The organism is Janthinobacterium sp. NKUCC06_STL, assembly GCF_019345455.1.
Taxonomy (GTDB): domain Bacteria; phylum Pseudomonadota; class Gammaproteobacteria; order Burkholderiales; family Burkholderiaceae_D; genus Janthinobacterium; species Janthinobacterium rivuli.
The window spans coordinates 157268-180004 of sequence record NZ_JAHKQY010000012.1 but is presented as its reverse complement, the minus strand read 5'-3'; the positions used below and the strand labels follow the sequence as shown (position 1 = coordinate 180004).

The 22737-nt window shown below is 64.6% G+C and carries 19 protein-coding genes; 7 read left to right on the top strand and 12 right to left on the bottom strand.

Translation table 11 applies throughout. The features are described 5' to 3' along the window. Nucleotides 1–4 precede the first annotated feature (4 nt). The 3 genes from KO539_RS26890 to KO539_RS26880 all read left to right on the top strand — a co-directional run bounded on the left by KO539_RS26890 (nt 5) and on the right by KO539_RS26880 (nt 3204). The gene (locus KO539_RS26890; RefSeq protein ID WP_219313139.1) at nt 5–1372 is read left to right on the top strand and encodes a UDP-glucose/GDP-mannose dehydrogenase family protein; all 1368 of its coding nucleotides are present in this window, start codon (nt 5–7) and stop codon (nt 1370–1372) included. Beyond that, entirely contained in the window at nt 1369–2322 is a 954-nt protein-coding gene (gene rfaE1, locus KO539_RS26885; protein WP_219313137.1) for a D-glycero-beta-D-manno-heptose-7-phosphate kinase, read from the top strand. Before KO539_RS26890 ends, rfaE1 begins: the two co-directional genes overlap by 4 nt. A gap of 177 nt (nt 2323–2499) precedes the next feature. Further along, the gene (locus KO539_RS26880; RefSeq protein WP_099400961.1) at nt 2500–3204 is read left to right on the top strand and encodes a helix-hairpin-helix domain-containing protein; all 705 of its coding nucleotides are present in this window, start codon (nt 2500–2502) and stop codon (nt 3202–3204) included. Nucleotides 3205–3297: 93 nt separating this feature from the next. Here the strand turns inward: KO539_RS26880 and KO539_RS26875 are convergent, their stop codons facing one another. Together KO539_RS26875 and KO539_RS26870 are read right to left on the bottom strand one after the other, a co-directional pair. Continuing rightward, nucleotides 3298–4863 (bottom strand): phospholipase D family protein, encoded by a 1566-nt coding sequence (locus KO539_RS26875; protein WP_219313135.1) that lies wholly within the window; start codon nt 4861–4863, stop codon nt 3298–3300. 125 nt (nt 4864–4988) lie between these two features. Next, nucleotides 4989–6758 carry an FAD-dependent oxidoreductase gene (locus KO539_RS26870; RefSeq protein ID WP_219313134.1) on the bottom strand — a complete coding sequence of 590 codons (1770 nt, stop codon included), beginning with the start codon at nt 6756–6758 and terminating at the stop codon, nt 4989–4991. Nucleotides 6759–7010: 252 nt separating this feature from the next. Here KO539_RS26870 and cysM point away from each other — a divergent pair, with 252 nt between their 5' ends. After that, on the top strand, nt 7011–7913 hold the full coding sequence (gene cysM, locus KO539_RS26865; RefSeq protein WP_219313132.1) for a cysteine synthase CysM: 903 nt from the start codon (nt 7011–7013) through the stop codon (nt 7911–7913). Between the two features lie 100 nt (nt 7914–8013). Here cysM and KO539_RS26860 read toward each other — a convergent pair whose 3' ends face one another. From KO539_RS26860 to KO539_RS26840, 5 genes are all read right to left on the bottom strand, one after another. Next, complete coding sequence (locus KO539_RS26860) at nt 8014–8346, bottom strand: hypothetical protein (RefSeq protein WP_034751784.1); 333 nt, start codon at nt 8344–8346, stop codon at nt 8014–8016. A gap of 438 nt (nt 8347–8784) precedes the next feature. Next, on the bottom strand, nt 8785–9930 hold the full coding sequence (mltB, locus tag KO539_RS26855) for a lytic murein transglycosylase B (protein WP_257626504.1): 1146 nt from the start codon (nt 9928–9930) through the stop codon (nt 8785–8787). A gap of 8 nt (nt 9931–9938) precedes the next feature. Continuing rightward, entirely contained in the window at nt 9939–11960 is a 2022-nt protein-coding gene (locus KO539_RS26850) for a DUF3488 and transglutaminase-like domain-containing protein (RefSeq protein ID WP_219313128.1), read from the bottom strand. Continuing rightward, entirely contained in the window at nt 11957–12994 is a 1038-nt protein-coding gene (locus tag KO539_RS26845; RefSeq protein WP_219313126.1) for a DUF58 domain-containing protein, read from the bottom strand. Before KO539_RS26845 ends, KO539_RS26850 begins: the two co-directional genes overlap by 4 nt. A gap of 5 nt (nt 12995–12999) precedes the next feature. Continuing rightward, nucleotides 13000–13908: a MoxR family ATPase gene (locus KO539_RS26840; protein WP_219313124.1), complete on the bottom strand. Its 909-nt coding sequence runs from the start codon at nt 13906–13908 to the stop codon at nt 13000–13002. Between the two features lie 211 nt (nt 13909–14119). Here KO539_RS26840 and KO539_RS26835 point away from each other — a divergent pair, with 211 nt between their 5' ends. Then, nucleotides 14120–15046: a histone deacetylase family protein gene (locus KO539_RS26835; RefSeq protein WP_219313121.1), complete on the top strand. Its 927-nt coding sequence runs from the start codon at nt 14120–14122 to the stop codon at nt 15044–15046. Here KO539_RS26835 and KO539_RS26830 read toward each other — a convergent pair whose 3' ends face one another. Together KO539_RS26830 and KO539_RS26825 are read right to left on the bottom strand one after the other, a co-directional pair. Further along, complete coding sequence (locus tag KO539_RS26830; RefSeq protein WP_219313120.1) at nt 15047–15373, bottom strand: hypothetical protein; 327 nt, start codon at nt 15371–15373, stop codon at nt 15047–15049. It lies immediately after the preceding gene. 156 nt (nt 15374–15529) lie between these two features. Continuing rightward, entirely contained in the window at nt 15530–16327 is a 798-nt protein-coding gene (locus KO539_RS26825; RefSeq protein ID WP_219313117.1) for a hypothetical protein, read from the bottom strand. A 227-nt stretch (nt 16328–16554) separates the two neighbouring features. Between KO539_RS26825 and ylqF the strand changes: the two genes are divergently transcribed. Next, nucleotides 16555–17475: a ribosome biogenesis GTPase YlqF gene (ylqF, locus tag KO539_RS26820; protein ID WP_035825692.1), complete on the top strand. Its 921-nt coding sequence runs from the start codon at nt 16555–16557 to the stop codon at nt 17473–17475. A 170-nt stretch (nt 17476–17645) separates the two neighbouring features. Here the strand turns inward: ylqF and KO539_RS26815 are convergent, their stop codons facing one another. Further along, the gene (locus tag KO539_RS26815) at nt 17646–18449 is read right to left on the bottom strand and encodes a class III extradiol ring-cleavage dioxygenase (protein WP_099400973.1); all 804 of its coding nucleotides are present in this window, start codon (nt 18447–18449) and stop codon (nt 17646–17648) included. Between the two features lie 112 nt (nt 18450–18561). On the opposite strand from KO539_RS26815, the gene KO539_RS26810 reads away from it, so the two are divergent. Continuing rightward, the gene (locus KO539_RS26810) at nt 18562–19452 is read left to right on the top strand and encodes a LysR family transcriptional regulator (protein ID WP_219313116.1); all 891 of its coding nucleotides are present in this window, start codon (nt 18562–18564) and stop codon (nt 19450–19452) included. On the opposite strand, the gene KO539_RS26805 is transcribed toward KO539_RS26810, so the two are convergent. Further along, complete coding sequence (locus KO539_RS26805; protein ID WP_219313114.1) at nt 19453–20337, bottom strand: hypothetical protein; 885 nt, start codon at nt 20335–20337, stop codon at nt 19453–19455. Next, a complete protein-coding gene (locus KO539_RS26800) occupies nt 20334–22622 on the bottom strand; it encodes a M1 family metallopeptidase (protein WP_219313112.1) in 2289 nt (762 codons plus the stop codon). Before KO539_RS26800 ends, KO539_RS26805 begins: the two co-directional genes overlap by 4 nt. Between the last annotated feature and the right edge of the window lie 115 nt (nt 22623–22737).

Here is a 22737-nt window from a genome sequence, read left to right as displayed (position 1 = left end):
ATCCATGAAAATCACTATTATCGGCACCGGCTATGTTGGCCTCGTGACCGGCGCCTGCCTGGCGGAGCTGGGCAACGACGTCTTTTGCCTCGACCTGGACGCACAGAAGGTCGCCTTGCTCAACAGCGGCGGCATCCCCATCCATGAACCGGGCCTGGAAGAAGTCGTGGCGCGCAACCGCGCCGCCGGACGCATGACCTTTTCCACCGACATCGAGGCGGCCGCCGCACACGGCGTGATGCAATTTATCGCCGTCGGCACGCCGCCCGATGAAGACGGCTCGGCCGACCTGCAATACGTGCTGGCCGCCGCGCGCGGCATCGGCAAGTACATGACGGACTTCAAGGTCATCGTCGACAAGTCGACCGTGCCCGTCGGCACGGCTGAAAAAGTGCGCGCCGCCATCCAGGGCGAACTCGACGCGCGGGGCGTGGCCGCCACGTTCTCGGTCGCCTCAAACCCGGAATTCCTCAAGGAAGGCGCGGCCGTCGAAGACTTCATGCGTCCCGACCGCATCGTCATCGGCGTCGACGCCACGCCGGACGGAGAGAGCGCGCGCGAATTGCTGAAAAGCCTGTACGCGCCGTTCAACCGCAACCATGAACGAACCTACTGGATGGACGTGCGCTCGGCCGAATTCACGAAGTATGCGGCCAACGCCATGCTGGCCACGCGCATCTCGTTCATGAATGAACTGGCGAACCTGGCCGACAAGGTGGGCGTCGACATCGAAGCCGTGCGCCACGGCATCGGTTCCGACCCGCGCATCGGCCACAGCTTCCTGTACGCCGGTTGCGGCTATGGCGGTTCCTGCTTCCCGAAAGACGTGCAGGCGCTCGAGCGCACGGCGCGCGGGCACGGCCAGGAATTGCTGATCCTGCGCGCCGTCGAGGCCGTCAACGACCAGCAGAAGCAGGTGCTGGGACGCAAAGTGGTCACTCGCTTCGGCGAAGACCTGACGGGCCGGCATTTCGCCGTGTGGGGCCTGGCCTTCAAACCGAATACGGACGACATGCGCGAAGCGTCGGCCCGCGTGCTGCTGGCCGACTTGCTGGGACGCGGCGCCACCGTGGCCGTGTACGACCCCGTCGCCATGGCCGAGGCGCGCCGCGTGCTGCAGCTGGACCTGACGCCGGAGCAATTGGCCAAGGTGCGCTTTGCCGACAGCTCGAAAGATGCGCTGCAGGACGCCGATGCGCTGGTCATCGTGACCGAATGGAAAGCCTTCCGCAGCCCTGACTTCGAGCAGGTCAAGGCGCGCCTCAAGCAGGCCGTGATCTTTGACGGACGCAACCTGTTCGAGCCGGCGGTCATGGCTGAGAACGGCATCGAATACCACGGGATCGGCCGCTCGATCCTGACGCGCGCATGAGCGCCCAAGAGGTGGTCGCCTTGACGGCGCCGGCCGCATTGGCCCAGGTACGCCTGCTGGTGGTGGGCGATGTGATGCTGGACCGCTACTGGTTCGGCGACGTCAGCCGTATTTCGCCGGAAGCGCCCGTGCCCATCGTGCGCATCGAGAAGCGCGAAGAGCGCCTGGGCGGTGCGGCCAACGTGGCGCGCAACGCGGCCGCGCTGGGCGCGAAGACAAGCTTGCTGGGCGTGGTCGGCGACGACGAGGCCGGCAGCCAGGTCGAGCGCCTGCTCGAAGGCGGCGGCATCCACAGCTATCTGCAGCGCGATGCGGCCATTTCCACCATCATCAAGCTGCGCGTGATCGGCCGCCAGCAGCAGATGCTGCGCATCGACTTCGAGGATGCGCCCAGCGATACGGTGCTGCGCGACAAGCTGGCGCAGTTCAATGCCCTCTTGCCGCACTATGATGTGGTGGTCCTGTCCGATTACGCCAAAGGCAGTCTGGTGAACGTGGCCGAGATGATCAAGGCGGCCCGGGCGGCCGGCAAGATCGTCATGGTCGACCCGAAAGGCGATGATTTCAGCCGCTATGCCGGAGCGTCAGTGCTCACTCCGAATAAATCGGAACTACGCCGCGTGATCGGCAACTGGAGCACGGAAGAGCAACTCACGGAACGCGCGCAACAGATGCGCGCGCAGCTGGGCCTGGACGCCTTGCTGCTGACGCGCTCGGAAGAAGGCATGAGCTTGTACACGGCCGATGAAGTGCTGCACATGCCGACCGATGCGCGCGAAGTATTCGACGTCTCGGGCGCTGGCGACACGGTGATCGCCACCATGGCAGCCATGCTGGGCGCCGGCATGAGCCTGGGCGACGCCGTGCGCACGGCCAACCGCGCCGGCGGCATCGTCGTCGGCAAGCTGGGCACGGCCACCGTCACCCGGGAAGAGCTGTTCCCGCAGTAACTATGCCGCTGTATGCCGCATCTCGCCTGCGCCAGTCCGTTTGATCTGGCGCAGGTTTCCCCGCCATTCCGCTGTCCCGTCTTGTCAACCGTATCACGCCACAGCCGTTAAGCCGTTAAGGCGCTGTTCCTCCTTTGCGTTCGAGTCATCTTAAAACCACCTTACGGAGAGATATCCATGTTCAAAAAAATACTGCTGGCCATCGCCACCCTGATTGCGACGATGGGCTTTGCCTTTGCCCAGGTCGATGTCAACAAGGCGGACCAGGCGGCACTCGATAGCGTCAAGGGCATCGGCCCCGTCACGTCGAAAGCCATCATCGATGAACGCGCCAAGGGCGGCGCCTTCAAGGATTGGGCCGATTTTGAAACCCGCGTGAAGGGCATCGGCCCGAAAAGTTCGTTGAAGCTGTCGGAAGCGGGCTTGCAAGTGAATGGCCAGGCCAAGTCCGGCGCGCCAGCGGCGCCTGCTCCGGCGGCGAAAGCTGCCCCGGCAAAAAAGGAAACTGCTGTGAAGGAAGTTGCAGCGAAAGAAGCCGCACCGAAGCCAGCTGCTGCGACCGACACCGCTGCGGCGCCAGCCAAGACAGCCGCTGAAACGAAGAAAGAAGCTGCTGCCGCGAAGAAAGAAGCCAAGGCCGCCGCTGCCGCCGCCAAGAAAGAAGCCGCCGCCGCCAAGGTCGTCCCTGCCGCCGCCACTGCGCCAGCCGCCGCCGATGCCGCCCCCGTGAAAACGGCTGCCGAGACGAAGAAGGAAGCCGCTGCCGCGAAGAAAGCGGCAACGGCCGCCAAGAAAGAAGCCAAGGCTGCGGAAGCGGCGGCGAAGAAGGAAGCCAAACTGGCTGCTGCCGACGCGAAGAAGGCTGAAGCCGAGAAAAAGTAAGCGTGTTGCTGAAGGCGTGCTGCGTGGTGGTGCCGCGCAGCACGAGAAGAAAACCCCGCGTGGTACCGGCCGCGCGGGGTTTTTTTTATGCTGCTACAGCTGCGACTCGATCGGCAGCCAGCGCATCACGGACACCAGCATGCGGCGCCAGATACCCGCTTCCGGGTCGTGCGTCCACACTTTGGCGGGTACTTCGGTGGCGTCGGACCAGCGCAGGGCGCCGTTGTCGAGGAGCAAACGGTAGCTGGTGTCGCTCGCCGTCGAATGGTGGAACAGCGCGCGCATGTCGGCCGCCAGCGCGGCATCGTCGAACAGCATGCCCATCTCCGTATTGAGCTGGGCCGAGCGCGGGTCGAGGTTGAAGGAGCCGACGAAACCCCGCTGGCCGTCCACCACCATGGCCTTGGTATGCAGGCTGGCGCGGCTCGACCCCATCAGGCTGATGCGCTTGCGGTGCTGGGTCTTCAATTCATACAGTTCGATGCCGCCGCCCAGCAGCGCCTGGCGGTAGCGCGCATAGCCCGCATGCACGAGGGCCACGTCGGTGGCGGCCAGCGAGTTGGTCAGCACCTGGACCTGGACGCCGGCGGCGACTTTTTCGCCCAGGGTGTGCGTCAGCGCCGCACCGGGCACGAAGTATGGCGAAGTCAGCAGCGCTTCCGCGCGCGCCTCCGTCAGCAGGGGCAGCAAGCTGCGAATGAGCCAGCGCTCGCTGCGCTGCAAACTGGCCACGGGCGCGGCTTTTTCCGGCGGATCCGACAGCACCTGCACTTTTTCGCTCCAGTGCAGGCGCAGGCGGCCATCGAGGTGGGCTTGCAACTGGCCCGCATCCGTCAGTTGCCGCAGGTAGGGTGAAGCGCCGAGTTCGCCCGTCAGTGCGTCGAGGCGGGCACGCACAGCCTGCAGCTCCGGCGCGCCCGCGTCCTTGCCAGCGTGCAAGGCGCGGATGGGGATGACGGCGCGGCTGTTCCAGAAACGGTCGAAGATGTCGCTCGTCTGCTGCACGGCGGGGCCCACCAGCAGCAGGTCGGCATCCTGAAAATTGACTTGTTCTGCGGCATCGAAATATTCATCGCCGATATTGCGTCCGCCGACGAGGGCAACCCTGCCGTCGACGATCCAGGCCTTGTTGTGCATGCGCCGGTTCAGGCTGACGGCGCGCAAGGCCATTTCCGTGGCGCGCAACCAGATGCCGTCGCGGTTGCGGCCCGGGTTAAACATGCGTACGTCGATCAGCGGGTGGCTGTCGAGCGCGAGGATGGCGGCGTCCTGGCCACGCGCGTTGATATCGTCGAGCAATACGCGCACGCGCACGCCGCGGTCGGCCGCGCGCAGCAGTTCGCGCACGAGCAGCCGTCCCGTGACGTCGTTATGCCAAATGTAGTATTGCAGGTCGAGGCTGCGGCCCGCTTCGCGCGCGCTCAGGGCGCGCAGGGCGAACGCTTCCAGATTGTCGTCGATCAACGCCGTGCCGCTGTGGCCGGGCCGTTGCGCCAGTTGCGGCGCCAGCACGCGGTCGAGCAGGGTGGCATCCATCGCCACGGGCAGGGCCGTGCCAGGCGCGCCCAGCGAGCGTTCCGCGAAGCGCCCGTAGCTGTACAGGGCGGCGATGCTGAGCATGGCAAACAAGGTGGCCAGCAGCAGCAATTTGACGAGCATGCGGCGCACCGTCAGCGCACCGCGGGCATGCTGCGGCGCGGGAAAAGCCGGGTGGTGTGGGGCATGCGGACTCTTTCAGCGGGATGGCAACAGCCGATTGTAGCAGTTTCTACAATGCACGATTTTCAGGCGGAACCGGCCGGCAGCCGCGCCAGGAAGCCGTGAATCTGGGAAACAACTGCCGCGCCTTCACCGACGGCGGCGGCCACGCGCTTGGTGGAGCCGGCCCGCACGTCACCGATGGCGAACACGCCCGGCACGCTTGTTTCCAGCGCGGCCCGCTCCGGCAAGTCCGGTGGCGGGTAGGGTAAATGCGCAGCATGGCCGTGGGCGCGGCATTCGGCGCGCGTGACGTCGAAGCCCGTGCGGATGAAACCCTGTTCGTCGACGGCCACGGCGCAGTCGTGCAGCCAGTCCGTGTTCGGATCGGCGCCAACAAACAGGAAGACGCGGCGCACGGCGCAAGCGGCTTCCTTGCCTGTCTGGTTGTTGCGCCAGCGCACCTCTGTCAAGCCATCGTCGTCACCTTCGAGGGCGATGATTTCCGTGTGCGTGTGCAAAGTGATGTTGGGCGTGGCGGCGATGCGCTCGATCAAATAGCTCGACATGCTGGCCGCCAGGCCTTCGCCGCGGATCACCATGTGGACCTTGGCGGCGTGACTGGATAGAAACACGGCCGCCTGGCCGGCCGAGTTGCCGCCGCCAACGAGGATGATCTCTTCCTGCCGGCACAGCTTGGCTTCGATGGGCGAGGCCCAGTAATACACGCCCCGTCCCTCATACGTTTTCAGGTTGGCCAGCGAGGGGCGGCGGTAGCGCGCGCCGCACGACAGCACCACCGTGCGGGCGCGCACCTGCGTGCCGTCGCACAGATTGACGCGCAGGGGCCAGGTGTCGCACAGCAGGTTGGCGGCGCTGGCCGGCGTGGCGATTTCGACGCCGAATTTTTGCGCCTGCACATAGGCGCGTCCCGCCAAGGCCCGGCCGGAAATGCCGGTGGGAAAACCCAGGTAATTTTCGATGCGCGCGCTGGCACCCGCCTGACCACCGTACGCGCGCTGTTCCAGCGCCAGCACGGTGAGGCCTTCGGAGGCGGCATACACGGCCGTGGCCAGGCCGGCGGGGCCGGCGCCCACCACCAGCACATCAAAAATCTTGTCACCGGACAAATCGGGCAGCATGCCCAGGCAGCGTCCCAGTTCCGCATTGCCGGGATTCTTCATGATCTTGCCGTCAGGACAGACCACCAGCGGCCATTCCTGCGGCGTAGGCTGGTAGCGCTCGGCCAGCGCGGCGGCGGCCGCATCGGTGGACGGATCAAGCACCGTGTGCGGATGGCCATTGCTCGACAGAAAACTTTGCAGGTGGAACAGATTGCCATTGCCGCGCGGCCCTACCAGCACGGGGCCGCCCGAATTCGATTCGATCAGCGCCACGCGGCGCAGGATCAGGGCGCGCACGATGCGTTCGCCCATCTCCGCCTCGGCCACGATCAGCGCGCGCAGGGATTCCGAACTGATGTCGAGCAATTCCACGGCGCCCACGGCGCTGCCGTTGACGAGGGTGGGGCGGCCGGACAATTGCGCCACTTCGGCAATGAAGTGGCCGACGCCCACTTCGCGCAGGACGGACGCCTGTCCCATCACTTCGTGGCGCTTGATGCTGACCCGCCCGGACAGTATCACCAGCATGCCGAAGCTGCTGCTGCCCGCCTCGAACAGGGTATCGCCATCGGCAAAGCGCTGCAGCGTGCCATAGCGCTGCAAGCGCTGCAGTTCGAGCCCATTGAAGACGGGCGAGATCTGGTGGCTGCGGCCCTGCAAGTCGAGCGTGGCGAACTGGACGGGATCGTCCTGCGTCGTTTCGGGAATGAATTCGGGTGTGCTGCTGGCCATGGCGAGTCCGTTCGGAGGCTGAATAAGCAAATAACAAAAATAACTAACAGTGACGAGTCTAGCGCATGCGGCGCGCGCCTGCCGCAATACCCCTTGTGTACGCCCGGAAATGGCGGCGCGGCAGGCGCCATGCCGCATGTGGCGGCGCAGCAAGGGGCGCGCGCGGGCCCGGCTGCTGGAGCCGATCAGCGATACGCAGGCCGGCATCTCATATTAGAATGGGTCTTTGTTGAACCTACTCAAACAGACACGATGGCTTACAAGACACTTGAAGATACGATAGGCAATACCCCGCTGGTGCAGCTGACGCGCTTGCCGGGTGCCGATGCGCTTGCGCGCAACAACGTCATCCTGGGCAAGCTGGAAGGCAATAATCCAGCCGGCTCGGTGAAGGACCGCGCGGCCATGTCCATGCTCAAGCGCGCTGAAGAGCGCGGCGTCATCAAGCCGGGCGATACCCTGATCGAGGCGACCAGCGGCAATACGGGCATCGCGCTGGCCATGGCCGCCGCCTTGCGCGGCTACAAGATGCTGCTCCTGATGCCCGATAACCTCAGCGTGGAGCGCCGCCAGAGCATGGCCGCCTACGGCGCCGACATTTTATTGACGCCGAAGACGGGCGGCATGGAATATGCGCGCGACCTGGCCGAGCAGATGCAGAAGGATGGCCGTGGCATCATCCTCGACCAGTTCGCCAATGAAGACAATGCGCGCGCCCACTATGAAAGCACCGGGCCGGAAATCTGGCGCGATACGAATGGCCAGGTTACGCATTTCGTCAGCGCCATGGGCACGACGGGCACCATCATGGGCGTATCGCGCTATTTGAAGGAACAGAATCCCGCCATCCAGATCATCGGCGCCCAGCCTGAAGACGGTTCGCAGATTCCCGGTATCCGCAAGTGGCCGGAAGCGTACCTGCCGAAAATCTACGACAAGTCGCGCGTCGACCAGGTGGAGTACGTGAGCCAAGGCGTGGCTGAACGCATGGCGCGCAGCCTGGCGGCGGAAGAGGGCTTGTTCTGCGGCATCTCGGCAGCCGGTGCCTGCGAAATCGCGCTGCGCATCTCGCAAACGGTGGAAAACGCGACGATCGTGTTTGTCGTGTGCGATCGCGGCGACCGCTATCTCTCGACCGGCGTGTTTCCTGCTTGATAGTTGATACGGGAAAATAATGTCGGCCAGAACGGCCTGGGAACTGCTGGAAATACCCCCTCCCCATGGCGGGGAGGGAAAACCTGCGTAACTGGCAGGATCAGCCTTGTGGCGTTTCGCCTTCTTTTGGCTTGAATTGCTTGTCGCTGATGCGGAATTTGTTACGACGGTCACCCATCAGGTAACGCAGGTCGCGGATGCTCAGGTCGCTGACTTCGTGCATGCGGATCAGCAGCGATGCGCCGACCGGCAGGCGGTGGTGGCGGATTTTGCTGATGACTGGTGGCGCTACTTCCAGCGCGCGGGACAGGGCTGCGTCGTTTTTCAGGCGCAGGTTTTCGATCAGGGTATCGAGCAGTCTGTTTGGGTTGTACTGGAGCAGATCGTCGGAGTCCGAATCGCTGTTCATATCAATGCCGACTTGGTTTGTCATGATGTTATTGTTCCTTCTGTAGTTGCACTGCAAAGTAAAAAACACTCGGAGCTCGCTCTTGCTGCGTTCATGTTCATTCTTTACTAAAAGGAACGAATTCACACACGGTACGATCCGGGATACAGTTTTTCGTAATATATACACAATTGTACAACAGGATTCAATTTCAGGCCGGAAAGCCCAGCAATCTTGCTTTGTACAAAATAGGTGTTGTCTTGTTGCAACACCTATTTATTCTTTATTATGCTCTATGATAGAACAAAAATTGTACTTTGACAAAAGTTAAGTATAAAACCATTTCCGTATTCCGTGCCGCACAAAGGCTGGCGAGCAAGGCTGGCACATGTTATCGGCCCTACCATAGACTTGTTTTCTGGTCGCTTCAACATCCCTTACGCTTTCTTACAAGTAATATTATAACTTTACACTGACTTTCGGTTAGCGTGCGCGCACTTGACTGATGGCCTTGCCCAAGTCGATCACTGACATGGCATAAAAATAACTTCTGTTGTACTGAGTTATAGCAAAGAAGTTATTGGTTGCCAAGTGATACTCAGTTGCTTCTGAACCATTTTGCAGATCGATCAGGCCAAACAGCATGTTCTGGGGTGTGGACGGGCTGGCACTCACGCCCGCCTCCTTCATTTCCGCCAGCCGGTACTTCGCTTGCAAGCCCTGGCCGATGAATTTTTCCCAGGCGCGGCTGGCCGAGACGGTGACGGGATAGGTGCTGATGGCCGGGTCGTCGCGCCGCCAGCCGTGCTCGACGAGGAAATGCGCGACGCTGCCGATGGCGTCGGCTGTGGAATTGCGCAGGTCGATGTGACTATCGCCATCAAAGTCCACCGCATATTTCATGATGCTGCTAGGCATGAACTGGGGCAGGCCGATGGCGCCCGCATACGAGCCGAGCAGGGTCAAGGGATCGATGCCATCCTTGCGCGCGTACAGCAGCGCGTTTTCCAGTTCTCCCTTGAAAAACTCCATGCGCGCGGCGCGGGTCGGGCTTTCCGGGTAGGAAAACGCCAGGGTCGTCAGCGCGTCGAGCACGCGGAAACGGCCCGTGTTGCGTCCGTAGACAGTTTCCACGCCGATGATGCCGACGATGATCTCGGCCGGCACGCCATATTCGCGTTCGGCGCGCGCCAGCGCATCGGCATTCTCTTCCCAGAATTTCACGCCCGCATTGATGCGCACCGGCTCGATGAAGCGGGCGCTGTACGCTTGCCAGTTCTTCGGCTTGCCCGGTGGCGCCGGCTTCATCAGCTGCACGGTCGACTCGACATAGCGCACCTTGCCGATCAGGACATCGAGTTCGGCGCGGTTAAAGCCGTGTTTGGCGGACATCTCGTCGAGGAAGGCGCGTACTTCTTTCCAGTTGGCATAGTCGACAAATTCGCCTTCGAAGTCGAATTTCGCCGGTGCTTTTTTGGCCGCTGTCTTGGCGGGTGGCGCCTTGGCCGCGCGCACGGCACGGGCCCGGTCGGCAGCGGAAATATTGCTGTTTTCGCCAGCATGCGCGGTGGACAGGCACAGGGGAAGGGCGAGGAGCAGGGACAGGGCGGGGTATTTGATCGGTAACAAGGAGCGTCTCATCGGCATTGGGTTAACAGGCGGCGCAAGCTGCGCCGCGCGCGGAATTGTTCGTCTGGGTTGGCATTACCATACTTCATCGCGGCATAGATTGCCAGAAACTGTGCGATGGCGGCGTGCGCCTCTTGTGTGGCCTTGCCTGCGGCCAGCCGCGCAGCATAACCGTGCGGGCCTTCATGCGGCGCACGGCTGTAGCCGCGCCGCGCCTGCTGCTGGCAAAACTGCGCGTACAGGGCGTCGAGCGGATCGCCTTGCCGCGCCTGCCGCCACCAGACCAGCGCGCCAGCCACGGCCGCCAGCAGGGCCAGCACGGCGCAAGCGAGTGCCAGCTTTTTTGCGGGCACGTTTTTCAAGCCATCGAGCATGGCGCGCTGGCGCTGCGGCGTGGTGTCAAGTACCCAGCGGCTCCAGACGTGCTCGGCCTGCTGCCATTGCTGGCGCCATGCGGCCACCGCCACGTGCGCGCCCCCATCGAGGCCGGCCAGCGCGCGCCACGCCGTCAGCGGCGACGGGGCCGGCGGCAGGGCGGCGTCGAGGTTGCGTTCGGTGCGCAGGGGCGCGACTGCGCCGGTGGGATCGACGCGCACCCAGCCCCGGCCGGCCAGCCACACCTCGCTCCACGCATGGGCGTCGGACTGGCGCACGCTCAGGCTGTTGTCCGTGCCGTTGCGCAGGCCGCCCTGGTAACCGGTGACGACGCGCGCGGGTATGCCCATGGCGCGCATCAGCACGACAAAGCTGCCCGCGTAATGCTCGCAAAAGCCCGCCTGCGTGGTAAACAGGAAGTCGTCGACGCCATGCTTGCCCAGCAGTGGCGGCTGCAGGGTGTAGCGGAAAGGTGCGCGGCGGAAATGCGTGAGTACGGCGGCGATGGCATCGGCGGGTGCCAGCGCCTGTGCGCCGCTGCCGCGCAGTGCGCGGGCCCAGGCGATGCTGCGCGGGTTGCTGCCAGCGGGCAAGGCCAGCCATGGCTGTTGTTGCGCGAGCGACAGGCCGGCCTGCAGCCGGTAGCGTGGCAGGGAACTGACGCGGTAACGGACGGTCGAAGTAATAGGCTGTATGGTCAGCACTTCCAGCGCGGACGAGACCACATACGGATTGCCGGGCAGGCGTTCGATGCTGCGCGGCACGTCGAGCGCGAAGATGCGCCGCTGGCCGCTCGCTTGCAAGGTCACTTCGTAGTGGCTGGGCTGGCCTTCCAGTGCGATGTCTATCCGGTTGTCGCTGGCCGGTGCGCGTTGGCCAGCGCCCCGGCGCGTCCAGGTGGCGCCGTCGAAGTCGCCCAGCACGACGCCGCGCCAATACAGCTGGTCTTGCGGCGGGAGTGGTGTAGTGAAACGGGCTGTGAAGACGGGTTCGCTTGACAGAGCCAGCGAGGCGATGGCACCCGGCTGCATGCTGTCGGACAAGCCCGTGCGCGCCTGCGCGCCTTCCGGCGCCGCGCCCCACAGGGGGCCGTCGATGCGTGGCACGGCCAGAAACAGTACGGCCGACAGGGGAAGGGCCAGCGCCAGCATGCGACCCAGCAAGCGCAGCCTTTGCGCCAGGCGCGGCTGCACGGCGCCGTACTGGGCCGACAACAGGCCTGCCAGCAGGACGATGACGGTGGCCAGCATCCAGGCGGCGCTGAGGATGCCTTGCGCATGGAAGAAGTTCGCCAGCAGGAGGAAAAAACTGAGGAAAACAAAGACGAAGATGTCGCGCCGGCCATGCATTTCCAGCGATTTCAGGGCCAGCAGCAGGGCCAGCATGGCCACGCCCGCATCGCGTCCCAGCACGGTGCCATAGCTGGCGTAGACGGCGGCGATGCCGAGCAAGGCCAGCGGCGCGAGCACGGCCAGCTGCGGCTGGCGCCGGCCCCGCACGGTAATGACGGCGCGCCACAGCAGAAGGGCTGCGGCGGCGGCCGACAGCCACGGGGGCAGGTGCAGCGCGTGCGGCGCCAGCACCATGGCGGTGGCCAGCAACAGCAGCACGATGTCGGCCTTGTCGCGCGGCAAGTTGCTCAGCCAGGCTTTCATGGCGTCGCCTGCGCTGGCGGCCAATCGTGCCGCCAATTGTGCGGCGAACCCTGTGGCAAATCGTGCGGCACATCATGGAGCGCCAGCGCGCGCAGGCAGGCGTCGCGCTGGCTGGCGCCCAGGGCCGGCGCCAGAGTCAGCGCGCCCAGGCGCAAGCCATATGGCAAGCCCGTGCGTTCCGCCTGCAGCACCCAGGCGGCCAGGCGGGACAAACGCGCTTCCGGCGCCAGCGCGTGCAGAGTGGCGAGATCGAACACGATGCTGCCACGGGCTGCGCCTGCTTGCGCGTCGGCGGCTGGCTGGAATTGCTTGCTGAATAAATGCTCGCCGTCATGCCGGGCGATCTGGCGCCAGGCCAGGCGGTGCAAGGGATCGCCTGGCTGGTAGGCGCGCACGCCGGCCAGTTCCAGGGCGCCGCCGGACGAGTGTGGCTGTTGTGGTGTCTGCTTTGTCGGCTGTTCTGTCCCGGCCGGCAAGGGCAGTGGCGGCGCGTTCTGCTCGGGCTGCGGATACACGAGCACGCGCGCCTCGGGTTGCCAATGGCACCAGGCAACAAACAGGCCCAGCGGGAAACTGCCGGACAGGCGCAAGGGCGGGGCATCGAGCCAGCCGCGTTGCCGCGCCGCTACGACGATATGGATGGCCGTTTCCCCGTGGGCATCGATATCGGCCAGGCTGGGCGCTGCGCTGGAATCGATCACGGCCAGCTGGATCGCATGGCGCGGGCGTGTGCTGCGGTTGATCAGGCGCAAGGTGAACGTGGCGTGGCCGCCCGCGAACACAGCTTGGCCTGGCGTGGCAGCCAGCGCCAGGCCCGCCAGGTTGCGGCTGGCAAACAGCATGTCGGCGATGGCGCAGGCGGCCGCGAAATATGTGAGCGCATAGCCCAGGCCCAGGCGGTAATTGACGGCGGCGATCCACAGCGCCAGCAGCAGCGCGGCAAATGCCAGGCCCGCGCGCGAGGGGCGGATGTGCACGCGCTGCGCGCCCAGCCAGGGGCGCGCCGGCAGCCAGCGGATGGTGCGCAGGCGCATGGCGGTCAGACGGGAGTTGCCAGCAGCAATTGCTGCAGCAGGGTGCGGCTGTCCGTGGACCCTTGCGCGGCATGCAGGCGGTGGGCGCAGACGGGTAAGACTATGGCTTGCACATCGTCGGGCGTGACGTGGTCGCGTCCGGCCAGGGCGGCCCAGGCGCGCGCCGCCTGCAGCAGGGCCAGCGCGGCGCGCGGGCTCAGGCCATCGGCAAACACGCCCGGCACGCGGGTGGCATGCACGAGAGCCAGCACGTAGTCGACGACGGCGACCGAGGCGTGGATGGCGCGCAGGCCTGCCTGCGCCTGCAGCAATTCTTCCGCGTTCATGACGGCCGGCAAGGTTTGCAGCATGGCGCGGCGGTCGGCACCGAGCAGCAGTTCCCGTTCGGCGGCCGCATCGGGGTAGCCCAGGGTGACGCACATGAGAAAACGGTCGAGCTGCGATTCGGGCAGGGGGAAGGTGCCCAGCTGGTGCGCGCAGTTTTGCGTGGCGATGACGAAAAACGGCTGCGGCAGCGCGCGCGTGACGCCGTCGAGCGTCACTTGCCGCTCTTCCATCGCTTCGAGCAAGCCCGATTGCGTCTTCGGCGTGGCGCGGTTGATCTCGTCGGCCAGCAGCACCTGGGTAAACAGGGGGCCAGGGTGGAAGATGAAGCTGCCACTGCCCCGGTCATACACGCTCATGCCGGCCACGTCGGCGGGCAGCAGGTCGCTCGTGAATTGCTGGCGCTTCCATTGCAGGCCCAGCGAGATGGCCAGCGCGTGCGCCAGAGTCGTCTTGCCCACGCCGGGCACGTCTTCGATCAGCAGGTGGCCGCCGGCCAGCACGCAGGCGAGGGCCTGGCGGATCTGCAAGTGTTTGCCGACGAGAACTTCGCCGATCTGCTGTGCGGCCTGGTGTATTTTCGAAAACATGCTATTTCTATCACAGTAAGTCGGATTATTTAATTTACAATCGCTTTGGCCAGGTCAAGCCGTGCCGCCCGCCCGTGCCGTGCTCGTGGTAGATTAGTGCAGTAGCGGCACAGACCGGCCAGTGATTTTATGCGAGAACGCGCAGGGCGAACAGGAATGCCATGCAGTGTTCCCGGAGAACGGACAGAGACAGAGGTAACCAGTACAGCGCATGAGCACAGCCATTTATACCCATCCCGATTGCCAGCGCCATGAAATGGGCGACTGGCATCCCGAATCGCCGGCCCGCTTGCAGGCCATCAATGATCAATTGATCCTCGCGCACATCAGCGACCTGGTCGAGCACCGCGATGGCGTGCATGCCCAATTGTCCGATATCGAGCGCAACCACAGTGCGACGGCCATCGGCCTGGTGCGCGACAATGTGCCGCAGGCCGGTGACTATTACCCGCTCGACGGCGACACCCTGCTCAACGCGCACAGCTATGACGCGGCGCTGGCCGCCGCTGGCTCGGCCGTGGCGGCCACGGACGCCGTCATCGATGGCGAGATCAGCAACGCCTTTTGCGCGATCCGCCCGCCCGGCCACCACGCGCGGCCCAGCGAGCCCATGGGTTTTTGCCTGTTCAATAATATCGCCATCGCCGCCAAGCATGCGCTCGACGTGCGCGGCCTGGAACGGGTCGCCATCGTCGATTTCGATGTGCACCATGGCAATGGCACGGCCGAGTCCGTGGCAAATGATCCGCGCATCCTGATGGTGAGCTTTTTCCAGCACCCGTTCTATCCGTACAGCGACGTGGAATCGTACACGGACACGCGCGTCAATGTGCCCGTGCCGGCCCGCTCGAAGGGCGACGCCGTGCGCCAGCTGGTGCTCGACCACTGGCTGCCCGCGCTGCACCGGCAGCAGCCGCAGATGATTTTCATTTCCGCCGGTTTCGACGCCCACCGTGAAGACGACGTGGGCGGCATGGGCCTGGTGGAGGCCGACTACACGTGGATGACGCAGCAAATGATGGCCGTGGCCAATCAGTATGGCAAGGGCCGCATCGTCAGCTGCCTGGAAGGGGGCTACAACCTGTCGTCCCTGGGCCGCAGCGTGGCGGCGCACGTGAAGGCGCTGGCGGAGCTTTAACTAAAGCAAACTCGGACGGCTGCGGGAGTTCGTGTGGCGGTGCGTCTGGTAGTCGAGCGCATCGCCGGCCATGAAGCGGCGCCAGGCTTGCGTGTAGACGAGCGACGATTTGTCCGCGTCAAAACTGTCGAGCTGCAACATGTCGCGGTGATGCTTGATTTCATTGACCAGTTGGTCATACAGCACTTGCAAGCCATAGCTGTCCGCGCTCTGGCGCTTCAACCGCTCTTCCAGCTGCGCCACTTGCCCCTGCAACTGCCGGCATTCCTTCTTCCAGTCATTGCGCGGCACGCGCTTGGGCGCCTTGCCAGTGTGTTCCATCATCATATCGCACTATCCCCATCGCCTATCTCCCCGGCGGGAACCAGCCTGGAAAATAATTGCTTTTCATTTAAGAGGCGATATTAGAGCATACTTTTTTGTTTCTTTCAGTAAATATAAAAATCCATGTGGAAATATTTGACCTGGCTTCCCGGGCGCGCCTCACTGATGCTGCATTGTCTGCAAGGGCGCTGCCGGAGCGGCTCCAGCCATCTTGCCCTCGTCGGCGTACGTCAGGGTCAGCAGGGTATCGTCGTCCCAGTTCACGTCATGCAGCGGCGGCACGTAGCGCTGGCGGTCTTGCGTGAGGCGGATGTCCAGGGTGCGCTCGCCCGAGCGCGCCTGCACGGCAAGCAGCTTGCGGGCCACGGGAAACGGCACGTGGATCAGCGACGAGTGGCACGGTCCGCCCGCCAGGCGGAACAGGTTGCGCCGTACAAAAGACAGCTCATCCTGCTCGACGGCCCAGCGGATTTCGCATTCCAGGCGCAAGTCGCCCAGGCGGCGCACGTTCTGCGGCAAGCCCGGCGTGTGGATGTCGGCGCGCCAGCGCAAGGTGTCGCGCTTCTTGTTGCTGACCAGGTCGGCATTCGCATCGTAGGCGGTCTTGTCGCGCGACAAAGTGAAACCGCCATCCGCCGCCAGCGGCACGGGGATCGACAGGTTGTCGGCTGACAGGTGCAGGGTCACGCCATCGAGCCTGGCCTGGGGCGTGGCGGGTATCAGCATGAAGCGCAGCGGCGCGGCTGGCGCCAGGCGCTGGTGGTCGGCATACGCGTCGAGTCCCCTGAGCATGGTGCGGTAGGGGCGCAGGTCGGGATCGCGCGTGCCTTGCACGTCGACGATCTGCTGCATTTCCTGATTCACCGCCTCGCCCGGCGCCGCCGGTTTTTCCTGGGCCATGGCGGGCAGCAGGCAGGCGTAAAGGGAGGCGAGGAGGCAAAAGCGGGAAAAGTGCATGGAATGCGTGTCAGGTTAAGCTTGCGATGGGGAACCGGTCAGGCTGGACGGATTGCAGATCTTATCATTCAGGTAACTGCCAAATTATCACCAATTGTCTCGTTCATGTCGCACGGCTGGCGTTGGCGGCGGAAAATGGGACGTCGTGGCGGCAACCACGTAAAATAGCGGATTGACCGAACGATTTTGAAAGCAAGAGCATGGCGATACAATGGTACCCAGGACACATGAACGCGGCCCGCAAGAAAGCGGCCGAGACCATGGAAAACACCGATCTGGTGATTGAAGTGGTGGACGCGCGCCTGCCGGCAGCCAGCTGCAATCCCATGGTGGACGAGCTGCGCCTGTTCCGCCAGCGCCCTTGCCTGAAAATCCTCAACAAGACCGACCTGGCCGACCCTGCCGCCACCGCCGCCTGGGTGGCGTATTTCAATGCCCAGGAAGGCGTGACCGCGTATGCGATGACGACCAAGAAGCCGGGCGACGTGGCGCGCATTCCGGATCTGGCCAAATCGCTGGCGCCGCACCGCGGCGTGCCGACGAAGCCGCTGCGCATCATGATCATGGGCATCCCCAACGTGGGCAAGTCGACCCTGATGAACGCGCTGCTGAAAAAGCGCGTGGCCAAGGTGGGCGACGAGCCGGCTGTTACAAAGATGCAGCAAAAGCTGTACCTGGACAAGAACACCATCCTCGTCGACACCCCCGGCATGCTGTGGCCGAAGATCGCCATCCCCAGCGACGGCCTGATGCTGGCGGCCAGCCACGCCATCGGCTCGAACGCGCTGATCGAAGAGGAAGTGGCCGTGTTCCTGGCCGAGGAATTGCTCAAGCGCTACCCGGACTTGCTGGCAACCCGCTACGGCACCAAGGTCGATGAAGTCGACGCCATCGGCGTGGTCGAGGGCATCGCCGCCAAGCGCGGTTTCCGCATCAAGGGCGGCGACTACGATTTCGAGAAAGCGTCGCACACCCTGCTGCTCGATTACCGCAGCGGCATCCTCGGACGTATCTCTCTGGAAACGCCGGACACGCGCGCGGCCCTGCTGGCCCAGCACGCGGCCGAGATGGCGGAAAAAGCGGCCAAGGCGGCGGAGATTGCCGCCGAGAAGGCGAAGAATGCGGCGCGCGGCAAGCGCGGGACGTAATTCACGGTCGCCAAGTCACCCCAAAGCAAATTTTGGGGTCAGACCCCCGGTGCCGTTGGCGCTGAACCAGCCGTTAGCGGTGTTGAGGGACTCGGCGTCCCCGTCTGACCCCTGCTTACAAAAAGCGCCGCGACATTGTTGTCGCGGCGCTTTTTTTATGCCTTGCCGGCCTATCCGAATTTGAAACTGGTGACGGCCAAGGCCCCAAAAAAATCCTCCTCGTGGTACACGACCTGCGCCGCTTCCTGTTCTGCCGCGCCCAGCGCCACCATCAGCGGCAGCAGATGGTCTTCCTGCGGATGGGCCTGGCGCGCGCCCGGTGCCCTGTCCCAGGCCAGCAATTGTTCCAGCCGCTGTTCGGGTGGCAAGGCCATGGCCTGACGCAGCCAGGCGTCGAACTGGTGCGAGGCGACGGCGCCCGCCTGGCCGAACTGGCGCAGGTTATGGTAAGACAGGCCGCTGCCCAGTATCAGCACGCCTTGCCGGCGCAGGCTGGCCAGCGCGCGGCCCACCTCGATGTGCGTGAGCGGGTCGTAGCCGTGTTTCAGCGACAGCTGTACCAGCGGCATGTCGGCCTGCGGGTAGATGGGGAACAGGGCGCTGAAGGTGCCATGGTCGAAACCGCGCTCGTGGTCGAGGCGCGCCGGATGTCCAGCCGCGTCCAGCAACTGTTTGACCTGCGCCGCCAGTTCCGGCGCGCCGGGCGCCGGGTACTGGATTTGATAGGTGTGCGGCGGAAAGCCCGAATAATCGTAGATCATGCCCGGCCGGGGGCTGGCCGAGACGAGAAATTGCGGCCCTTCCCAGTGCGCCGTGACGACCAGCACGGCCTTCGGCCGCGCGTCGATCTGGCGCGGGATATCCTGCAACGACGCTTCCAGCACGTCGTAGCGACCGCCGAACTGGTCTTTCATGAACGGCCACGGGCCGCCGCCGTGGGACAGGAAGTAAGTGGGGAAGGTGTGCTCTTGCATGGCGGCTCCGGAGTGGAATGACTGATGCTATCGATGATAGTCATGCCCGGTCAGTTGATCAAGATCGCAATTATTGATATATCATTTCCATTTTGTTGATGATCGGATCGACATGGATACCTTGCGCAGCATGCGCGTGTTTCGCGCCGTGGTGGAACTGGACAGTTTTGTGCGCGCCAGCGAGCGCCTCGATCTGTCGCCGGCCATGGTCAGCAAGCATGTGATGCACCTGGAGCGCCACCTGGGCGCGCGCCTGCTGAACCGCAGCAGCCGCCACCTGAGCCTGACGGAAATCGGCAAAGTGTATTTTGAACAGTGCCGCGACATGCTCGACAATCTCGACGAGGTGGAAGCGACGGTGGGCCGCACGACGGTGGTGCCGCGCGGCATGCTGCGCCTGAGCGCGCCCGTCTGGTTCGCCAACGCCATCTTCACGCGCACCCTGGCCGCCTACCGCGAACGCTTCCCGGAAGTGACGTTCGACATCGACCTCAGCGGAAGAGTCGTCAATCTGGTGGAAGAGGGTTTCGACCTGGCCCTGCGCGTCAGCCAGGCGCCGTCGCCAACCCTGATCGCGCGGCCCATCGGCAGCATCGCCTTTCACCTGGTGGCCGCACCCGCCTACCTGGCGCGCGCGGGCCACCCGCAGCTGCCGCAAGACCTGGCGCAACACGCCATGATCAGCTATTCCTTGCTGGCAAACGGTAATGAACTGGATTTCGACGGGGCGCAGGGGCGCGAGACGGTAAAATTTTCGCCCGTCCTGCAATGCAATAACGAAAGCCTGCTGCACGCGGCCGCGCTCGACGGCATGGGCATCGCGCTGCTGCCGTCGTGGCAGACGGATGCGGATCTGGCGGCGGGGCGGCTGGTGCGCCTTTTTGACGATTTCAAGTTGGCGGGCGGCAAGGTGTACGCCGTCTACACGAGCCGCCGCTACCTGTCCTCGAAAGTGCGCACCTTCATCGACTTTCTTGCCGATGAAGGGCGCCTGGGGACTTGATTACGCCAGCGAGCGCTTGACGTCGATCAGCGCGAACAGGCGCGCGCTGCGCATCCACGCCAGCACCAGCGCCGCCAGCTGCGTCACCAGCAAGCCGGCCACGATGGCCAGCGGACCGGGTGCGGCCAGGTTCAGGCGCGCCACGCCCAGCAGCGCGTACAGCGCCAGTCCCAGCAAGGTGATGACGAGGTAGATGGCCAGGCTGGCCAGCGGACGCCGGCGCAGCATGCCCAGGCCCCGCCACCAGGCCTTGACGGCCGACGTGCGGCGGCGGTCGACGGCCAGCGCCGCGCGGCCTGCGTCCAGCGTGGCGCAGGCCAGCAGGAACAGCACGCCCGCGAACAGCAAGGCCAGGTGGCGGGCCAGGTCGGCGTCGGCTTCCAGGATGGCTTTCGCCGCGTGCTTGTCAGCCAGTTTCAGCGCGCCGGCGCCGATCGTCAGCGCCAGGCCCAGCGGCACGATGCTCCACAACAGCATGCGCAGCATGCGGCCGTATTCGCTGAAGGCGCCCGTCAGCAGGGGGCCGAAACCGAGTGGCGCCGGCGCGCGCGCGGCCGTCACCACCAGGCCGCTCAGCAGCGGTGACAGCAGCAGGGCCAGCACGATGCCCGTGATGGCCGCCTGGCTGATGGCGGCGCCGTTGCGCCCCGCATTGGCCACCAGGTCGGCCAGGGTCATCAGGTCGAGCTTGTGCGCCAGGGCCGCCGCATGCACGGCGTTATCGAGGCTGGCGCTCAAGGTGCGCCACAGGGGAATGACGGCAAGGATGGCGGGGATCAGCAGCAGGCCGGCCCACAGCAGCAGCAAGCGCCATTGCAGGGCGGCGCGGCTGGCGCGCGTGGTCAGTGTCAGGCCGCTGGCCCGTGTCGTGGAAGTGGCGCTCATACGATGGCAATCAGGGAAAGGAGGTATTGGAAGGCGGCGGCAAGGTCGAAGCTCCAGCGCCGCGCGGCGGATTTGTCGGCTTTCAGGGTGCGGCTGTCATCGAGCTTGTTGACGTCGAGGTAGTGCACGCGGTCCGGGTCCAGTTCAGCCGAGACGGCCTTCACGGGCTTGCTCCAGGTGTAGCGTTGCCACAGCTGCTCGTTGTCCCACACCACGCGTTCGGACGTGCCGTCGGCGAACTTCACCAGCAGCACCTGCGGCACGGGCGCGCCGCGGCGGCGCAGGACCACGCTGGTCAGATACGGATACGGCCCGGTGCCGGGCTTGGCGTCCGGATGCGCCTTGTCCCACGCCTCGCGTACCTTTTTCTCCTCTTTTTCCAGCGTGTCGGCCGTATGTTCCACGCGTTTGCCGTTCACCAGCGCCGTGCCGGCCAGCGGCGTCTGCTCTTCGCTGGTGAAGGTGCCGATACGGTCGTCGATGTTCGCGCTGGCATACACTTGCTGCGCGAAGACCTGTTCCACGATGCGCCGCTGGCCCGTCGCCTCGGCCAGCGTTTCGCGCAGGTCGGCCACGCTCGGATGGCGGAATTTCCACTGTTCGTAATAGGCCTTGAAGCCCCGTTCCATGGCCTCGCTGCCGATGCGCGCTTCCAGGTCGCGCATGGTGATGGCCGTGCGGCTGTAGACGGGTCCCACGCCCTGCAGGCGGTCCCACGCGTTCTGGCCCAGCGGATCGGCCGCATCCTGGCGCGGTGCGGCCATGCGCTCGAATTCGAAGACCTTGAAGACGGGATCGAAGCCCAGGCGCTTGAGCAGCGGCGTGGTGGCGTGGATGTGCTGGTCGCGCGCGCGCAGCATGCGCTGGTCCCAGTACTCGTTCAAGCCTTCGTCGAGGATCGGTTCCTCGAATTCGTTCGAGGCCAGGATGCCGTAGAAATAACCATGGCCGAATTCATGGATGGTGACGAAATCGAGGCCGAATTCAGGGATGGTCTTCGGCTGCAGATTGGCGTAGCTCGATGCCGTGATGAAGGTCGGGTACTCCATGCCGCCCGCTTCAGCCGCGTTAAACGGCGGAATCACCACCGTCAGCGTCTTGTACGGATACGGGCCCAGGGTGCGCGAGAAATACGTGAGCGAATCCTTGGCCGCCTGCAGCGCGGGCGCCGCGTTCGACGCGTATTCTGGCGGGTACAACACCTTGATGGCTACCGGCGGGCTGCCAGGGCCGCTCCAGCTGCCCGTCAGCGGCTGGGCGCTGTGCTTGTCGGCCGTCCAGGCGAAATCGTGCACGTCGCCCTGCACATAGTGATGCGTGAGCATGCCGTTCTTTTCTTGCGGCGCGCCTTGCAGCTCGCCCGTGGCGCCCACCGTGTACTCCTTGGGCACGGTCAGCTTCACGTCGTAGTGGCCGAAATCGGCGTAGAACTCCGAATTGAGGTGGAATTCATGCGCGTTCCAGCGCGGCGCGGTGGCGCCCCGTTCGCCGGGCAGTTCCAGCACGGCGATCTTCGGGAACCACTGGCCCACCAGGTGGAAGCTGCCGAAATAGCCGGTGCGCGCGATGACGCGCGGCAGCTGGTCGAAAAAGCGGATGTCGAGCGTCGTCTCGGCGCCCGGCGCGACGGCTTGCGGCAAGTCGACGCGCACGACGGTGCGGTCGGTGGCCGGGCCGTTGTCGGGCTGGACGAAATGCCAGGGCGCCTTGGCGCCGTTCTGCGTCATGCTGCGCAGTTCGATGTAGCCCCACTCGCCGTCGCGCGTGTCGACCCCCGAGCGGAAGCCCGTGTCGAGCTTGCGCTTCTCGGTAAAGAAGGTCGAATGTTCGCCTTCGAAGGCATTCAGGTACAGGTGCAGGTAGACGCTGCTGACGGCTTGCGCGCTGCGGTTGCGCCAGCGCAGTTTCTGCTGGCCGTCGATGGTGTGCTTGACGGGATCGAGCGTCGCTTCGATCTGGTAGTCGACCACGCGGTCCGACAGGGTCGCTTGCGCGCCCGTGCGCGCGCCGCCCCAGGCGTTGCTGGCGCTGGGCGTGCTGACGGCCGACGCGTGCGGCGACGCCAGGGCGATGCCGTCGGCCGATGGCGCCAGCGGCAAGGGCGCGCTGGCCGGCTTGCCTTGGCCCGGCTGCGCGAACAGGTCGGCCTGCAGGGCAAGGCCGGCCAGCAGCAGGGCGGCGATGGAGAGGGCTTTGAGCTTGCCCGAGATGGGGAAAAAACCAATGCTGCGGCGCGTGCCGCGGGGACTTGGCGGCCCCTGGCGCGTTGTGCTACGACTTTCCATGCGTGACTCCCACAGTGACTTCTTATTGTTGATTTTTAAATGCAGTCGGCTGCGCCCAGGATCGCCGGGCGCAGCTTAATATACCTACAAAAATGCCAAATCACCAATAAAATAT

Excerpts from the sequence above, each read along its gene's own strand:
- KO539_RS26890 (WP_219313139.1), top strand. The coding sequence starts at position 5 with ATGAAAATCACTATTATCGGCACCGGCTATGTTGGCCTCGTGACCGGC.
- rfaE1 (WP_219313137.1), top strand. The coding sequence starts at position 1,369 with ATGAGCGCCCAAGAGGTGGTCGCCTTGACGGCGCCGGCCGCATTGGCC.
- KO539_RS26880 (WP_099400961.1), top strand. The coding sequence starts at position 2,500 with ATGTTCAAAAAAATACTGCTGGCCATCGCCACCCTGATTGCGACGATG.
- KO539_RS26875 (WP_219313135.1), bottom strand. The coding sequence starts at position 4,863 with ATGCTCGTCAAATTGCTGCTGCTGGCCACCTTGTTTGCCATGCTCAGC.
- KO539_RS26870 (WP_219313134.1), bottom strand. The coding sequence starts at position 6,758 with ATGGCCAGCAGCACACCCGAATTCATTCCCGAAACGACGCAGGACGAT.
- cysM (WP_219313132.1), top strand. The coding sequence starts at position 7,011 with ATGGCTTACAAGACACTTGAAGATACGATAGGCAATACCCCGCTGGTG.
- KO539_RS26860 (WP_034751784.1), bottom strand. The coding sequence starts at position 8,346 with ATGACAAACCAAGTCGGCATTGATATGAACAGCGATTCGGACTCCGAC.
- KO539_RS26850 (WP_219313128.1), bottom strand. The coding sequence starts at position 11,960 with ATGAAAGCCTGGCTGAGCAACTTGCCGCGCGACAAGGCCGACATCGTG.
- KO539_RS26845 (WP_219313126.1), bottom strand. The coding sequence starts at position 12,994 with ATGCGCCTGCGCACCATCCGCTGGCTGCCGGCGCGCCCCTGGCTGGGC.
- KO539_RS26840 (WP_219313124.1), bottom strand. The coding sequence starts at position 13,908 with ATGTTTTCGAAAATACACCAGGCCGCACAGCAGATCGGCGAAGTTCTC.
- KO539_RS26835 (WP_219313121.1), top strand. The coding sequence starts at position 14,120 with ATGAGCACAGCCATTTATACCCATCCCGATTGCCAGCGCCATGAAATG.
- KO539_RS26830 (WP_219313120.1), bottom strand. The coding sequence starts at position 15,373 with ATGATGATGGAACACACTGGCAAGGCGCCCAAGCGCGTGCCGCGCAAT.
- KO539_RS26825 (WP_219313117.1), bottom strand. The coding sequence starts at position 16,327 with ATGCACTTTTCCCGCTTTTGCCTCCTCGCCTCCCTTTACGCCTGCCTG.
- ylqF (WP_035825692.1), top strand. The coding sequence starts at position 16,555 with ATGAACGCGGCCCGCAAGAAAGCGGCCGAGACCATGGAAAACACCGAT.
- KO539_RS26815 (WP_099400973.1), bottom strand. The coding sequence starts at position 18,449 with ATGCAAGAGCACACCTTCCCCACTTACTTCCTGTCCCACGGCGGCGGC.
- KO539_RS26810 (WP_219313116.1), top strand. The coding sequence starts at position 18,562 with ATGGATACCTTGCGCAGCATGCGCGTGTTTCGCGCCGTGGTGGAACTG.
- KO539_RS26805 (WP_219313114.1), bottom strand. The coding sequence starts at position 20,337 with ATGAGCGCCACTTCCACGACACGGGCCAGCGGCCTGACACTGACCACG.
- KO539_RS26800 (WP_219313112.1), bottom strand. The coding sequence starts at position 22,622 with ATGGAAAGTCGTAGCACAACGCGCCAGGGGCCGCCAAGTCCCCGCGGC.